Source organism: Laspinema sp. D2d, from assembly GCF_025370755.1.
GTDB lineage: Bacteria > Cyanobacteriota > Cyanobacteriia > Cyanobacteriales > Laspinemataceae > Laspinema.
Genome location: NZ_JAMXFC010000002.1, coordinates 230,433 through 244,386, shown reverse-complemented (window position 1 = coordinate 244,386; position 13,954 = coordinate 230,433). Strand labels below are relative to the sequence as shown.

Sequence of the window (13,954 nt, the reverse complement as noted above, 5' to 3'; positions counted from 1 at the left end):
TATTGAAAACTGCTATCTCTATCCGTTTATCTAAAATCTCTCAATCAAATCCCCAAAGGCAATGACTATCACAAACTATTTTATCGACATTGAAAGCGAAGCGGGAATCAGCATTCATAACCTGAATCCCTACATCAAAGACTTGCTAGAGACAAATCCGGTTAAAAATGGTTACGTTCTGGTATTTGCTCGACATACCACCACTGCTTTATTTATTAACGAGTATGAAGAAAGATTGCTGGATGATATCAAGGTCTATTTGGAAAAATTAGCCCCTCCCGATGCCAAATATCTCCATAACGATTTGCATCTGCGCGTCGTCCCTCCCGATGAACCCATCAACGGACATTCCCATCTGATGGCAATCACCCTCAACAATAGCGAATACATTCCCATCGTCGAGGGAAATTTAGCCTTGGGGACTTGGCAATCGGTGATGTTAATTGATTTAGATGGACCACGAAAACGCAATCTGCTGATTCAAATTTGTGGGGAATGAGGGGGAACCCAAAAATGCCGGTTTTCTCCCGGTGGGCTAAACTGATGGAAAGTCTATAAAAATCATTTGAACATCCGAGGTTTTCTATGAATCGAGAAACCATTTCTTTTGAAATTTCTCAGGATCTCCTCGCTGCTTTAAAATTAGGCAGCGAGCAATTGAAGGAAGAGATGCGACTAATGGCAGCCATTGCCTATTTTCAAGGAAAAAAACTCTCTCTCGGAAAAGCCGCCGAATTAGCAGGAATCAACCGCTTGGAATTTATGGATATTTTATCACAAAGAGGGATAATTTTATTCGATTATGACGAAACGGAATTAGAGACAGAACTCAGGGGCATTAGTGAGTTAAGAGGGGATAATGATAGTTAGTAATGCCACCCCCTTGATTGCTTTTGCAAAAATCAATCAACTTTCCTTACGCAAAAAAATCGTAGGAAATTTGGTCATTCCTACTGCCGTTGCTCGTGAAATTTCTACCTACCCTGTAGGGAAATCAGGATTTATTGATTTACCGCAAGAAACCTGGATAAATGTCGGTTCTCTTGCTTCTGATCAACAAGTGAATTTACTCTTACCCATGCTGGATAGAGGAGAAGCGGAAACTATTGCTTTAGGGTTGGAAGAACAGGCGAAACTTGTGCTGATAGATGAACTTTCAGGTCGGAAAGTCGCCCAGGTCCTCAATCTTAATATCTCCGGCGCGGTAGGCATTTTAATTTTAGCGAAGCAAGTCGGAGAAATTGCTGCGGTGAAACCCTTGATTGAGGCCATGCGTCACCAGGGAATCTACTATAACCCAAGGTTTATTAAGGCGGTTTTGCGGCAAGTGGGAGAGGGGTGAGACAACATGAATGCCAATCGGGTAAGCACAATTGAACTCAGGGAATATGAAACCCAGCGATTTCCTCGGAATGCTATTCCTGAATTTATCATTAAGGTATTGCAGCAAAACTATACGAGTCAAATTAAGGTAACGCTTCATAATTCCCAAAGTGGGGACGAATGGCAATTCAAGGCAAAAGGATGGGTGGGTTATATTGCGGTGACTCCAGAATTTGCGGTCAAAATCAACCCAAAAGTGGCGATCGCCAATCTGTTCGGAATGTTAGAATATGCCTACGACCTCAACAGTTTTCGCTTTCTACAGGGTCTCATCCCCTGCAACACTTTAGAAGACTTTTTCGATCGCCTCGCCAGTCTCCTCGCCCAACTCATCCGCGATCGCACTCGTAAAGGATTGTATCGCGCCTATCTCCCCCAAACTGGGCAACTCGGATATGTGCGGGGACGCCTCGACACTCGCCACGCCATCCGCAAACCTTGGGCGGTAAAACTGACTTGTCACTACGACGAACAAACCAGCGATCTGGAAGATAACCAGATTCTTGCTTGGACTCTACATTGTATCGCCCGAACTGGACTCTGTAGCGATCGCACTCGTCCGTTTATCCTATCGGCATATCGCGCCTTGAATGGATGGGTGACCCTGCGCCCTTTCACCGCTAAGGATTGTTGCGATCGCACTTATAACCGCCTCAATCAAGATTACCAACGCCTCCACGCCCTCTGTCGTTTCTTCCTGGAAAATATCGGACCTAATCACGACAGCGGAAATGCCTCTATTCTCCCTTTTTTAGTTGATATGGCGAAACTTTATGAGCGATTTGTCGCCGCCTGGTTAAAAGTCCATTTGCCTTCAAAATATTCTGTAAAAGCGCAAGAACGGATTGAGATCGGGAAGGACAAGAATCTGTATTTTAATCTGGATCTGGTCCTCTACGATCGCACAAACCGTCAAGCAATCTATGTTTTAGATACAAAATACAAAACGGGTTCTAGTGTTAAAGCTGAGGACTTTCACCAGGCGACTTCTTATGCCATTTGCAAAAATTGTAAACAGGTCATTCTAATTTATCCTGAACCCTTAACCATCCCCCTAGATATAACCATTCCCCTAGATAAAAATAACCACTCTATCCGCATTCGCAGTCTGATTTTTTCCCTTGATCGCAATCTCAAGGAAGCTGGAGATTTACTTCTGGAATCTTTGGGATTATCGTAAAGGCTGAACTTCCGATTATTCTGTTACCGGGCAAAGTATCTGATGTGGTCGGGTGGAATGAAAAAATATTGCATTTCTGGGTTTCTTTTGAGCGATCGCCACTTGAGTTGGGTATCATAAGCTAGAGTCTGCGAGAAAACCTATGCCTAGAATTAAACCGCCCTCGTCAATGCCGCCGAAAATTAGCCCCAGTCCTCGCAAAAACTGTGAGATGGGGGAACAAGTGGAACTCTCTAAAATGATGACGAAGCGACAGCGGATCCAGCATGAGCTTCAGATGATGAAACAGCGCATGGAGTTATTGAATTCTCAGTTAAGTGTGTTGGATAGTCAAATTGAGACTAAGGAAAAGGCGATTCAGGAGTTGCGGCAATCTTCAGGTCAGGGTTTGGCGGCGGTTTCTGGGGAAATTAAGTTAATTCAAGACCGTTCAATTCGGTCTCAAACTCCCCTGTGTGAAGCAACTCATCGGGGGAATTCTAATCCGTTTAAAACGTTTCATCTGGAATATTAAGTTTCCGGTGAATTGGGGGTGGTATCTCCATCCCCGTTGTTTTATTTTTAACGGTTTTCGAGGGTTCAGGTTAATCCAGGACGGTGATGGAGAAAGAAGATAATCCATCCTCGCTGATGAATGCTTCGGGTTCTATTTCTTCTGCTTGTTCAGCTTCCATCTCTTCTTCCATTGCTTGAATTTTGAGCAACAGTTCCTCTTCTTGTATCTCAAAATCTTCTTCAGAAATATCGCCCATATCAAAGGCGAGTTGTAAGGCTAATAACTGTTTTTGGACATTTTGAATATCATCGAGTTCGCTGGTTGCTCGTTCTAGGAGTTGTTCGCCTAACCAAACGATGCCGCCAAGGGGTCCGGAGATGGGAAAGGTTAACAGTTCAAATAACATAGGATTATCCCTCGGATTCGAGTTGGGCAAAGGTATAAGGGGCGGTAAAGTTATTATAGCGAATTCGTAGGCGATCGCCAAAGGTTTTATCGATCGCCTCTACTGCATCACTAAACTCCGGTTCCCGGTCCCAAGGAATTAAATAGGCCGTATTATATATCATTTCTTCGGTCATCGGATCGCTTTCGATGATTTCTTCCGCCAAGGGATTTAATCCGGTTTGAAAGGCAGCAATCACAGCTTGTTTTCTGAACTTTAAGCTGCTTTCTATCATCTGACCGATATTGATGACTTCTTCCATGCTTAAAGCTCTCCCTAAGCTGGCATCACGCATTTGTTTTAAACTAGGATTCTCTTCTAGTAATGCCTCTATCTCGCTTTTGCTCTCCCAAAATACCTTAACACTAACTTCCCGCCGTCCTTCCAATTTCTGAAATAGGGCTTGGAGTTTCCCCTGATAAGGATCAATTAAGTCTCGAATTACCGTATCCCAGGTTTTAACGACTAATCCAAAGCGCAGGGGGAGTAAAGTGCGAAATCCGGCGTTCATCGCCTCTTCTAAGACTTTTTCATGACCTAATAGATTGCGCCGGGAGGTTAGATATTTGGCCTGTTTGGCTTCGGAATAGAGGAAATGAAATCCTTCGATGGTTTGGTTATGAACAGGTGCGCGATCCAGTCCAGCGATCGCCAAGGTGTCTGGCAGGGGTGTAGGCAAAATTCCGTATAGATAAAACCCTAAACTCATTTTAATTTATTGGGTAATTTATTCAACAACAGTTACAACGGTTGGGAGGTTAAGACTAACCTCAGTTTGGCCTGAATTAAATTCAAGTTTGCTACGCCAATGTCAATGTCTCCTTGGACAACAATACCAACATTTAAAAGGCGGTCTAGTAATTCTAATACTGACGCTTCTTGACTTGGTTCGCCGGGATAGTAGCTGCCTGGTTTGGGTAACAAAGTACCTACTTCTCCAAGGTCCAGGTTTAAATCATTGGGGTCAATCTCGAAAATATCGCACAAGCGCAGGATTTCTTCTTCTAGTTTTTGCAAACTCTCGGCAGCCGCATCTAACTCAGTTTCACTGAGCACTTGTTCGTCCATGCGACGAATGACTTGTGCTTCCATCAATTGCCGAATCAGTTCCACAAGGGTTAAAACGAGGGATGCTAACCCCGCTTTACTGTTAATGGCGCGACGAGTGGGGAGAATTTCGCTGATTGGGGACGGTTCGGACGGGGTTTCAGCTAATGCCATGAGGTTGCGGTTTTCTTAAGGGTTTGACCGGGTTTAAATCTCTCCAATGCTTCCCCGGGGTTCGGGGTTGGGTTCAGGAATGGGGGGACTGCTGGTGAGGGCTTTGAGCGATCGCATTTCGGCTTCTAAGACTTGTAGGCGATCGTGCAATTGGCGGTTTTCTTCGATTAAATCTTGGTTTTTACTACTCAAATAAGGGTCATTTTCCCACCAGTTGATTCCCATTTCTCTGGCTTTATCGACGGAGGCAATCAGTAAGCGAATCCGGATATGAAGTAGCTCGGTTGTAGCAACCGAAATTGAAATATCCCCGGCAATGACAATTCCTTTATCTAAGACTCGTTCGAGGATATCTGCTAAAGTCGAGCCTTGGGTCGAAGTGGCAATGGTTCGATTGGAGTTGGATTTAGCACTTGAAGGCTGTATCGGGTTAGAAGACACGATGGATTTAACTCAGTAAAGGGATTTAATCAGTTTGGACTGGAGTTAGTTGTACTCAGTCCGTCCTAAAAGATTTGGTCCAATCTAAGGCAATTCTCAGGAGGGAATTGATTGCGATCGCCCTAGCATCCAATCTATCAGAACAATCAGACCGAATGAATATCCTCTGTTATTTTTCCCGGTTTAACCTGCGATCGCCCACCTAAACCTCAGTTTTTTTAGGGTTTAAAGTGACCCCACTTTATTTAGATATTCTAACACGCCAATTCCCTTTAAACGGCTGCATCCTTCCTATCTTTTGTTAAATTTTCTTTTGACCTGACTGGTAATGGTTACAGGTCTAAGTATTATAAATCAAAAGGGGTTACACCGCTTATATAGTTTCATAAATATTTCTAAAGAAATATTGCAATTTTTGGGGTTGGTAGTAACGACTTCAGTCACTCCCACCATCACTGCGTAAGAAATTCAGTCATTTTGAACATCCGCACCCTGTTAATTGACCTCTCTTGACAAAAATCCCCAAACATGATTTAAAAATAAACCCTGGGATAGAGAAAAAGACTTAGAGAGAATTTCTAGCCCCTCCAAAACCCCCAGACCCCTAAAAATCTCTCTTTAAAGTTTTGTTAAATTTGTAATTTTCTTGATAATTGAGGTTGCCGAGTGAGGTACGATAACAACAAGTAGATTTCCTTAACAAATCCCCCATCGAATCAGGGTGTGGAACTCGCGGCAAACTGAGGAGAAGATTTTGCGATCGCCTCTTAAGGATAGCCCTGAAAAAAACACCCAGAGCGCCCGGATAAAACTCAGGGAAATTACTTAACTAAATCTGCTTAAAATCTATCTTTGGGGGTCATGAGTTAGAAGGGGGTGGATTTCAGCATAACGGCAAAACACCGGAAACATCAAGGGAGGGACTGTTGTTTCAGTTCGACTTGTGCAGATAAAATATCAAGGCGAACAAACCCTGTTCTTCCTCTAAATTTTAGGGGTTAAACCGGAGTAGGAGGGGTCCCTTTAAATGTTGCGTCTTGAAGGGGGCAGCAGGAGGGGGGAGAGAACCATCGCTGACATAAAAAGTCAATATTTTTATGTTAAATGGACTCAATCCAGTTATTAATCCACCTGAATCAAGGGGTGGGCAAGTTCAAGTCTTTATTTACGCTCTGGAGCAATCATCATGGCAGTTGAAAAAGTCAACTCATCGTCCAGTCTAGCCGAAGTCATCGATCGCATTTTAGATAAAGGAGTCGTGATCGATTTATGGGTACGGGTATCCCTGGTGGGAATCGAACTGCTGGCGATCGAAGCTAGAATTGTTATCGCTTCGGTGGAAACCTATTTGAAATATGCGGAAGCGGTAGGGCTGACTTCCCAAGCTGCTGTACCTGCGGCTTAATCCATGATAGTGGATTGAAAATAGCGATCGCCCGGAGATCTAACCTGCTGCCTGCGAAGAAAAGCAGCAGCAGGTATTTCCCATCCATGAAAAAGGGAAAATTGACCCGGAAGGGAAAGTCAGACTCGGCAATGTCTTTAAAATTTTGCCCAGGATTTAGGTGGGATTATATCGGGAGGAAAAGTCGTGTCTTTGCGAGAACAATGGAATGCTGCTAGGGCGCAACGTCAAGCAGAACTTTTAGTGCGGCAACAACAGGTTTTAGAACAGCGCTATGAGACTCAAATCCAATTAGAAGAAATTGCCGCAAAACGAGCAGAAATGGCGGTGGAAATGAGCGAGTTTTTACAGGACTTTTATGCCAACTTAAAAGCCGATGTTGCCGCTTTTCGAGAGGAAACGCGATCGCAACAGGAACAAATGTGGGCTGCTGAAAAACAGCAACGAACTGCCTATGTAACCAACCTGCAAGCGTATGTTTGGGGGACAGCGCCTACCCCCATGAAACCCCGTCCCAAACCCAGTGCGGTTTCCTTGAATCCCCCTAAGCGCTAACTCAACGGACGTGATGCAAAGAGGTTATTTGTGACCACAGTTTTACAAGCCACTTCCCAGAATTTTGTTGATACACCAGCCATTCATCGTCTGACCAAACGCGCTTTGCGCTATCTCCATGCGGGATTTTCCGTTCACCTGCGTGGTCCCGCAGGAACGGGTAAAACCACCTTAGCCATTCATCTAGCTAATCTGTTAGAACGTCCAATTGTTTTAATGTTTGGCGATGATGAATACAAATCATCAGACTTGATTGGTAACCAACGGGGATACAACCGCAAAAAAGTGGTTGATAACTTTATTCACAACGTGATTAAAGTCGAAGATGAATATCGTCAATCCTGGGCCGATGCGCGGTTAACCACTGCCTGTCGCGAGGGATTTACCCTGATTTATGACGAATTTAATCGATCGCGTCCCGAAGTGAATAATGTGTTGCTATCAGTTTTAGAAGAAAAACTGTTAGTGCTGCCCACCAGTGCACAACAACCGGAATATATTCGTGCTCATCCCCAGTTTCGCGTGATTTTCACCTCCAATCCCGAGGAATATTGCGGAGTCCATGAAACTCAGGATGCCTTAATGGATCGGTTGATTACCCTTGATATTCCTGAACCCGATGAACTCACTCAGCAAGAGATCGTCGTTCAAAAATCAGGATTAACCCGAGGGGATGCGGCAATGATTGTGCATTTGGTCAAGACCTTTCGAGAACGGAGTACCACCCATGAAAAATCCTCGGGTTTACGCGCTTGTTTAATTGTTGCCACAGTCTGTCACCAAAATAATATTCCCGTCTTGCCCAGCAGTTCCGACTTTCGAGAAATTTGTGGAGATATTTTGCTCTCGCGGGCTAAAATTCCTCATGGAGAGGGTCTTACTATTCTGGCGCAACTGTTTAAAGAAATCATGGCGGCAGACAAACGTCCCGCCCCTGGGGAGGTTTTAACTCATGGTAAATTAGGTTAGTTTAGCTAAACTCTAGCTTTCTAGGGGCGGTAGGTACAGAATTGGTTAGAACCCGGGTTTCTTGAGAAGATTTTTGCTTATTCTTAACCACTCTCGGCCAGAAACCCCGTTTTTTATCCTTTGAAACTCAATCTCAAACTGTATCGATATCCTCGGGAATAATATCACCCGTCAAGTTTAACCTGAATGGCGATCGCTCAATTAGCAGCTACGAATCCCCTCCAATGATTTTCAATAACTCTGTTGCTGTTCCACCCACCGTTAGAGAAATTAATCTGGGCTATTCTTATCCAGAAATTCCCTTATTTAATGGGAGTAGCGATTGGATTGAAATTCCTTATTCGGGAGATTTTAATCCCCCTCAGTTTACAGTAGAACTGTGGGTAGACTATCAAGGAGGAATCGGTTATCGAGCAATTTTAACCTCGGTTTGTAGTTCTGCTCAAGAGGGAAGGCGGGGCTATCTTTTTTGTGTGAATCCCGCAGGAAATTGGCAGTTTTGGGTAGGTAGCGGCCAACCGGATGCGCCTTGGGTGATCCTGACTGGACCCAGAGCTTCAAAAGGGATCTGGACACATTTAGCGGCAAGTTATAATGAGGCGTCGCAAACACTTTTCTTCTATATTGATGGGAGTGTAGTGGCCCAACGGTCCGCAATTCTCTTTCATCCGAATAAGCGTAATTCCCTGCGAGTGGGGGCCGGGGCCACGGAACAAAGTGGCGCGAGTCCTTGTTTTTTTCAAGGACGGATTACACAAATTAGAGTCTGGAATAGTCCGTTAGTTTCTGCGGATATTGCCACTCTATCAAGTCAGGATTTAAGCGGCGATCGCCAAACTCTAACCCCATCCATTGTTCCCTCTCTTTCCTCGGGAGTAGAACTTTCCCCAATTCCTCCAGAAACCCACACCGAACCGGATGTTTTATTAGAAGAAACTCCCCCAGGGATTGAAGAAGAAATCGGGCAGGAGGAGATAACTGACACTGAACCGGATGTTTTATTAGAAGAAACTCCCCCAGGGATTGAAGAAGAAAAAATCTGGCAGGAGGAAATAACGGACACCGAACCGGATGTTTTATTAGAAGAAACTCCCCCAGGGATTGAAGAAGAAATCGGGCAGGAGGAAATAACTGACAGTGAACCGGATGTTTTATTAGAAGAAACTCCCCCAAGGATTGAAGAAGAAGAAATCTGGGATGAGGAAATAACTGACACCGAACCGGATGTTTTATTAGAAGAAACTCCCCCAGGCATTGAAGAAGAGGAAATCTCGAATGAGCAGAATACTGAACTGGAACTGGATGTTTTATTAGAAGAAAATCCTCCAAGGATTGAAGAAGAAATCGGGAAGGAAGAGATAACTGACATCGAACCGGATGTTTTATTAGAAGACACTCTTCCAGTGAGGGGGGAGGAAAAGATAGAAGAACCGCCCGAAGTATTGGAAATATCTCTTACTCTGGAAGAACCAGAACCAGAGGTTGTACCTTCTGCGAAATCCTTCCAGTCCGCTTTAATGTTTAATGGGATTAATAGCAGTGTAGAAGTTAAAAATCCCTTTAAAAATAACCGGACCTTTACCCTCTCTCTGTGGGTTAAACCCTCATTGATGGATCAGGGGTGGTGTGGGGTGTTCAGCAATGATTCTGGAGAGCATTTACCTCCCCTGGAATTGGGAATTGCCCCGAAAGGGGGATTGTATTACGATTCCTTTGATGCGGCGGGAACTTGTCGATATCATGATACCCTCGACGGATTCTTTGAAAATGCCGATCGCTGGGTACATATTGCCTGGGTGAAAGCAGGAACAGAATATCAGTTTTATCGTAATGGCGAGTTATATGCCATCCAAGCGGCACCGGATCGGTTTTACTTGGGTCAATCCCAAGCACTGATTGGAATGGGGGAAAATGGGTTTGCTGGGGCAATTCGTGATGTGAGAGTCTGGAAAGTCGCCCGAACTGCCGCAGAAATTCGCCATGATTTACACCGTCTTTTAACCGGCGAGGAACCGGGATTATCCCATTACTGGGCGTTCAATGACGGCAATGGCGCGATCGCCTCTGATGGGGCAAAATGTGCTAACCGAGGGAACATGATCGGGGCCACCTGGGGACAAGGCAACCCCCCTAGAAAGGGTGATAATTCCCTAAATGAGGGATTACGGCCTGTGTTATGCTTTGCGAGGGAGACAAACTATATCGAAGTGGACGACCCTTTCGAGAATGATACCACCTTTACGATTTCTCTGTGGTTGCAACCGGCGATCGCTGGCCCTACTCCCTATGGCATCATGGGAAAACGCTGGTGGCCCTCCGCTTTTAAACCGGAACTATGGGGGATTGAGTACCAACAAACTTTATACTATCATACCTCAGATTCCTCTTCCCCCAACCAGCGTCACGCGGCACCTTTGTTAAACTTCTTTTCTGGGTGTGAAGGAGACTGGGTGCATCTCACTTGGGTAAAAGCCGGAACCGAGTATCGGTTTTATCGCAATGGGACATTATTTGCTACCCAAGTTGCACCAGAACGCTTCTATACTGATAATACCAGCTATTGGTTTGGCAAGTTGGGAATCGGAAATTCGGTTTCGCACTTTCGGGGGCAAATGGCAGATATTCAAGTCTGGAGTGTCGCACTCAGCGAGGAACAAATTCAGCAGCATTTGCAGGAGGGTGTCACGGGAGAAGAGCCTGGATTGCGCTATTATTGGCCGTTAAATGAAGGAGAAGGGACATGGGTTCAAGATATCGCTAATCCACCCCATCCCGGAAAAATTCGGGGTGCGACATGGCAGATTGAGGAAGTGGCGATCGCCCTCCCAGAACCGGAATCACCCCTACCTCACTTTATGTCATCGGTACTCACCTTTGATGGAGAGGATGATGCCGTTATCCTGCCCGAACTTGGGGCCATAAATCGCACTTTTACCTTGTCCCTGTGGGTTAAACCGGCAACCTTAAACGATGAACGGTGGCATGGGATTTTCAGTAAGGGGGGAAAAGAGGCGGATCAACTGGGACTCGCGTTATGTCCTTGCGATCGCGCCTTGCAGTATCACTCCCTCGGGTTAGGTGAGAAAACCCCTAATACCCATGTCTTGCTTAACTTCTTTGAAACCGGCGATCGCTGGGTTCATATCACTTGGGTGAAAGCGGGAAGTCTCTATCACGTTTACCGCAATGGCGAATGGTTTGCCACCCAACCTGCACCCGAACAATTAGAACAGACTCCCGGAGACTATTGCTTAGGCAAATCCCAAGTTTTTGCAAACCGGGATGGCTTTTTTGCCGGTCAAATTGCTGAGGTGAGACTCTGGAACGTGGCGCGAACTGAGGCAGAAATTCACCGAGATTTCACCCACCGATTGCAGGGGAATGAACTGGGATTAACTGCCTATTATCCCTTAAATGAAGGGAGTGGGGATTGGGTGGGCGATCGCGGACGGATTCTCGGTGCGACATGGGAACAGATGGAAATCCCGATTCGGTAACATAGCCGATCGCGGATGCTTGAACAATGGGATAATCAGATGCAGATTAAGAAACTGGCAGGGGAGAAATCTCAATGAAGATAACGGATCAAAAATTCACGTCGATTACCCAATATAACTCCCTTCACCTTGCTTTATTCAGTGGCAAAGGGGGAGTTGGAAAAACTACCCTCGCTTGTGCTTTTGCCCGCAATTGGGCTCAATTATTTCCCCAAGACTCTATTTTATTAATCTCCACCGATCCCGCTCATTCTTTAGGGGATGTGTTGCAGCTTCCGGTAACCACTGCCGCCACAGCATTACCGGACTTGCCCAATTTAAGCGTGCGATCGCTCGATGCCAAAGAACTCTTGGGAGAATTTAAAGCTAAATATGGTAAATTCTTAGAATTATTAGTAGAACGGGGCAGTTTTGTTGAGGGAGAAGATTTAACTCCAGTATGGGATTTAGACTGGCCCGGATTAGATGAAATCATGGGATTGCTGGAAATTCAACGATTGCTCACGGAGAAAGTTGTAGATAGAATTGTTGTAGATATGGCCCCCTCCGGTCATACTTTAAATTTATTAGGCATTAAAGATTTCTTAGATGTCGTGCTAAATTCCTTGGAACTCTTCCAAGAAAAACATCGCGCCATCTCTAAAACGTTTAGAGGAACCTATACCCCCGATGAAGTCGATGAATTTTTGCTTGACTTGAAAGCAGACTTAAATGAAGGGAGAACTTTGCTGCAAGATGATAGGTTTACTGCTTGCTTAGTGGTGGCGATCGCAGAACCGATGAGTTTATTAGAAACGGGGCGATTTATTACTAGCTTAGAAGAATTATTAATTCCTTGTAGCGGATTATTCATTAATCAAATTGCCCTAAACCCCGAACCAGATTTAGACCGCTATAGTGAACAACAACACCTCCTCGAAAAATTCCTCAACCTCCCCGGTCATCACCCGGTTTTCATCCTCCCGCAACAAACCAAGGAACCCCTAGGTGCAGCGGCCCTAGATGCCCTGATTCCGCAATTGCAAGCCCTAGAACAGGTGCAATTGGCTCCCAAGGCGATCATAAACTGGCCGGAAAAAGTCCCTCCAAGCTTCCCGGATTTTATCGCAGAAGGTCGCCAATTAATTTTAGTTGGAGGGAAAGGAGGCGTGGGAAAAACCACCGTTGCCGCTGCATTAGGCTGGGGATTGGCGCATCGCTATCCGGATAAAAAAATTCGAGTCATTTCTATCGATCCGGCGCATTCATTAGGAGATGCTTTTGGTCAAAATTTGGGACATAAACCGAGGCAAATTACCGATAATTTAAGCGGTCAAGAAATTGATGCCGAGGTCATACTCGAACAATTTAGAGAGAACTACCTCTGGGAATTAGCGGAAATGATGAGTGGAGAAGGTCCTAATCCTGGAAGTATCAAAATTGCTTATACGCCTGAAGCATGGCGAATGCTGGTCGCCCAAGCGTTACCAGGAATTGATGAGATGCTTTCCTTAATTGAAGTATTTGATTTATTAAACCAAAACAAACAAGATTTAATTATTTTAGACACGGCTCCCACGGGTCATTTATTGCGGTTTTTAGAAATGCCTTCGGCTTTATCGGATTGGCTGGCTTGGATTTTTAAATTGTGGATTCAATATCAAAATGTGTTAGGGCGCGTAGAATTTATGGGCCGATTGCGGACGTTGCGACAACAAGTTGTTAAAGCACAGAAGCAGTTAAAAGATGCCCAACATACGGAATTTATTGGGGTGATTCAAGCACAAGCGGCGATTCTGTCGGAACAGGTGCGCTTAACCGAGTCATTGCGAAATATGGAAGTGCCTCAACGGTATGTAGTTCATAATCGGTATCGCCCAGGGTGTGAAATTGATGGCGGGTTATTTCCGGCACAAATGGTAATTCGTTTGCCAGTTTTGCCGCGTTCGGTGTCAGCTTTAGAGCGGATTCAAGGGGCTGCTGATTTATTGTTTTAATTTGGGATGGGATAGGCTTGAATAAAATATAAACAGGTGCTTAAGCCGCAGAGAGTGCGTATCACGGCAGGGCCAGGATACAAGGGAAACGTGTATAGAGTAGGGTTTGTACTTCCGGTCCCCTCCCCTTGCCAAGGGGAGGGTTAGGGTGGGGTTCTTCTTGGGCGATTCCCTACGGGATAGCTCCGCTTACCGCCACCTCACGCATCCTTAACGGTTTAAGCGTCTGTATAGAGGTCGGTCCCACCTAATTTCTTCGGATCAGTGGCGATCATTATCTCACAGAAGACCCTCTATCTACTCATTCCTCTTGACTTGGCTTTGAAAGTCAAGAGAACCTCACCCTAACCCTCCCCTTGCCAAGGGGAGGGGACCGGAAGGGCAGT

General features: G+C 45.2%; 15 protein-coding genes. 11 read left to right on the top strand and 4 right to left on the bottom strand.

Features of this window, described 5'->3' with window-relative positions; genetic code table 11:
- The first annotated feature begins 61 nt into the window (after nucleotides 1-61).
- The 5 genes from NG796_RS02495 to NG796_RS02475 all read left to right on the top strand — a co-directional run bounded on the left by NG796_RS02495 (nucleotide 62) and on the right by NG796_RS02475 (nucleotide 3,077).
- Complete coding sequence (locus NG796_RS02495) at nucleotides 62-499, top strand: secondary thiamine-phosphate synthase enzyme YjbQ (RefSeq protein WP_261204332.1); 438 nt, start codon at nucleotides 62-64, stop codon at nucleotides 497-499.
- Between the two features lie 86 nt (nucleotides 500-585).
- Nucleotides 586-870: a UPF0175 family protein gene (locus tag NG796_RS02490; protein WP_261204331.1), complete on the top strand. Its 285-nt coding sequence runs from the start codon at nucleotides 586-588 to the stop codon at nucleotides 868-870.
- Nucleotides 860-1,342, top strand: coding sequence for a DUF3368 domain-containing protein (locus tag NG796_RS02485; RefSeq protein WP_261204330.1), 483 nt, complete (start codon nucleotides 860-862; stop codon nucleotides 1,340-1,342). The genes NG796_RS02490 and NG796_RS02485 overlap by 11 nt, the downstream gene beginning before the upstream one ends.
- A 6-nt stretch (nucleotides 1,343-1,348) precedes the next feature.
- Nucleotides 1,349-2,563, top strand: coding sequence for an McrC family protein (locus NG796_RS02480; protein ID WP_261204329.1), 1,215 nt, complete (start codon nucleotides 1,349-1,351; stop codon nucleotides 2,561-2,563).
- 142 nt (nucleotides 2,564-2,705) lie between these two features.
- Entirely contained in the window at nucleotides 2,706-3,077 is a 372-nt protein-coding gene (locus NG796_RS02475; RefSeq protein WP_261204328.1) for a hypothetical protein, read from the top strand.
- Nucleotides 3,078-3,147: 70 nt separating this feature from the next.
- Here the strand turns inward: NG796_RS02475 and NG796_RS02470 are convergent, their stop codons facing one another.
- From NG796_RS02470 to NG796_RS02455, 4 genes are read right to left on the bottom strand one after another with little or no spacing between them, the layout of a single operon-like run.
- On the bottom strand, nucleotides 3,148-3,465 hold the full coding sequence (locus NG796_RS02470) for a gas vesicle protein GvpG (RefSeq protein WP_261204327.1): 318 nt from the start codon (nucleotides 3,463-3,465) through the stop codon (nucleotides 3,148-3,150).
- Nucleotides 3,466-3,469: 4 nt separating this feature from the next.
- Nucleotides 3,470-4,213 (bottom strand): GvpL/GvpF family gas vesicle protein, encoded by a 744-nt coding sequence (locus NG796_RS02465; protein WP_261204326.1) that lies wholly within the window; start codon nucleotides 4,211-4,213, stop codon nucleotides 3,470-3,472.
- Between the two features lie 32 nt (nucleotides 4,214-4,245).
- Complete coding sequence (locus tag NG796_RS02460; RefSeq protein ID WP_261204325.1) at nucleotides 4,246-4,725, bottom strand: gas vesicle protein K; 480 nt, start codon at nucleotides 4,723-4,725, stop codon at nucleotides 4,246-4,248.
- A 33-nt stretch (nucleotides 4,726-4,758) separates the two neighbouring features.
- Nucleotides 4,759-5,151 carry a gas vesicle protein gene (locus NG796_RS02455; RefSeq protein WP_411268785.1) on the bottom strand — a complete coding sequence of 131 codons (393 nt, stop codon included), beginning with the start codon at nucleotides 5,149-5,151 and terminating at the stop codon, nucleotides 4,759-4,761.
- Between the two features lie 89 nt (nucleotides 5,152-5,240).
- Here NG796_RS02455 and NG796_RS02450 point away from each other — a divergent pair, with 89 nt between their 5' ends.
- From NG796_RS02450 to NG796_RS02425, 6 genes are all read left to right on the top strand, one after another.
- On the top strand, nucleotides 5,241-5,372 hold the full coding sequence (locus tag NG796_RS02450; protein ID WP_261204324.1) for a hypothetical protein: 132 nt from the start codon (nucleotides 5,241-5,243) through the stop codon (nucleotides 5,370-5,372).
- Nucleotides 5,373-6,352: 980 nt separating this feature from the next.
- On the top strand, nucleotides 6,353-6,571 hold the full coding sequence (gene gvpA / locus NG796_RS02445; RefSeq protein WP_254567340.1) for a gas vesicle structural protein GvpA: 219 nt from the start codon (nucleotides 6,353-6,355) through the stop codon (nucleotides 6,569-6,571).
- Between the two features lie 186 nt (nucleotides 6,572-6,757).
- Nucleotides 6,758-7,126, top strand: a complete 369-nt coding sequence (locus tag NG796_RS02440; protein ID WP_261204323.1) for a hypothetical protein — start codon at nucleotides 6,758-6,760, stop codon at nucleotides 7,124-7,126.
- A 30-nt stretch (nucleotides 7,127-7,156) separates the two neighbouring features.
- Complete coding sequence (gene gvpN / locus NG796_RS02435) at nucleotides 7,157-8,095, top strand: gas vesicle protein GvpN (protein WP_261204322.1); 939 nt, start codon at nucleotides 7,157-7,159, stop codon at nucleotides 8,093-8,095.
- 224 nt (nucleotides 8,096-8,319) lie between these two features.
- Nucleotides 8,320-11,592: a LamG domain-containing protein gene (locus NG796_RS02430; RefSeq protein WP_261204321.1), complete on the top strand. Its 3,273-nt coding sequence runs from the start codon at nucleotides 8,320-8,322 to the stop codon at nucleotides 11,590-11,592.
- Nucleotides 11,593-11,666: 74 nt separating this feature from the next.
- Nucleotides 11,667-13,568 carry an ArsA family ATPase gene (locus NG796_RS02425; protein WP_261204320.1) on the top strand — a complete coding sequence of 634 codons (1,902 nt, stop codon included), beginning with the start codon at nucleotides 11,667-11,669 and terminating at the stop codon, nucleotides 13,566-13,568.
- Nucleotides 13,569-13,954 lie beyond the last annotated feature (386 nt).

Coding starts and splice junctions, on each gene's coding strand:
- NG796_RS02425 (WP_261204320.1), top strand. CDS start 11,667: ATGAAGATAACGGATCAAAAATTCACGTCGATTACCCAATATAACTCC.
- NG796_RS02475 (WP_261204328.1), top strand. CDS start 2,706: ATGCCTAGAATTAAACCGCCCTCGTCAATGCCGCCGAAAATTAGCCCC.
- NG796_RS02465 (WP_261204326.1), bottom strand. CDS start 4,213: ATGAGTTTAGGGTTTTATCTATACGGAATTTTGCCTACACCCCTGCCA.
- NG796_RS02460 (WP_261204325.1), bottom strand. CDS start 4,725: ATGGCATTAGCTGAAACCCCGTCCGAACCGTCCCCAATCAGCGAAATT.
- NG796_RS02480 (WP_261204329.1), top strand. CDS start 1,349: ATGAATGCCAATCGGGTAAGCACAATTGAACTCAGGGAATATGAAACC.
- NG796_RS02470 (WP_261204327.1), bottom strand. CDS start 3,465: ATGTTATTTGAACTGTTAACCTTTCCCATCTCCGGACCCCTTGGCGGC.
- NG796_RS02495 (WP_261204332.1), top strand. CDS start 62: ATGACTATCACAAACTATTTTATCGACATTGAAAGCGAAGCGGGAATC.
- gvpA (WP_254567340.1), top strand. CDS start 6,353: ATGGCAGTTGAAAAAGTCAACTCATCGTCCAGTCTAGCCGAAGTCATC.
- NG796_RS02490 (WP_261204331.1), top strand. CDS start 586: ATGAATCGAGAAACCATTTCTTTTGAAATTTCTCAGGATCTCCTCGCT.
- NG796_RS02430 (WP_261204321.1), top strand. CDS start 8,320: ATGATTTTCAATAACTCTGTTGCTGTTCCACCCACCGTTAGAGAAATT.
- NG796_RS02485 (WP_261204330.1), top strand. CDS start 860: ATGATAGTTAGTAATGCCACCCCCTTGATTGCTTTTGCAAAAATCAAT.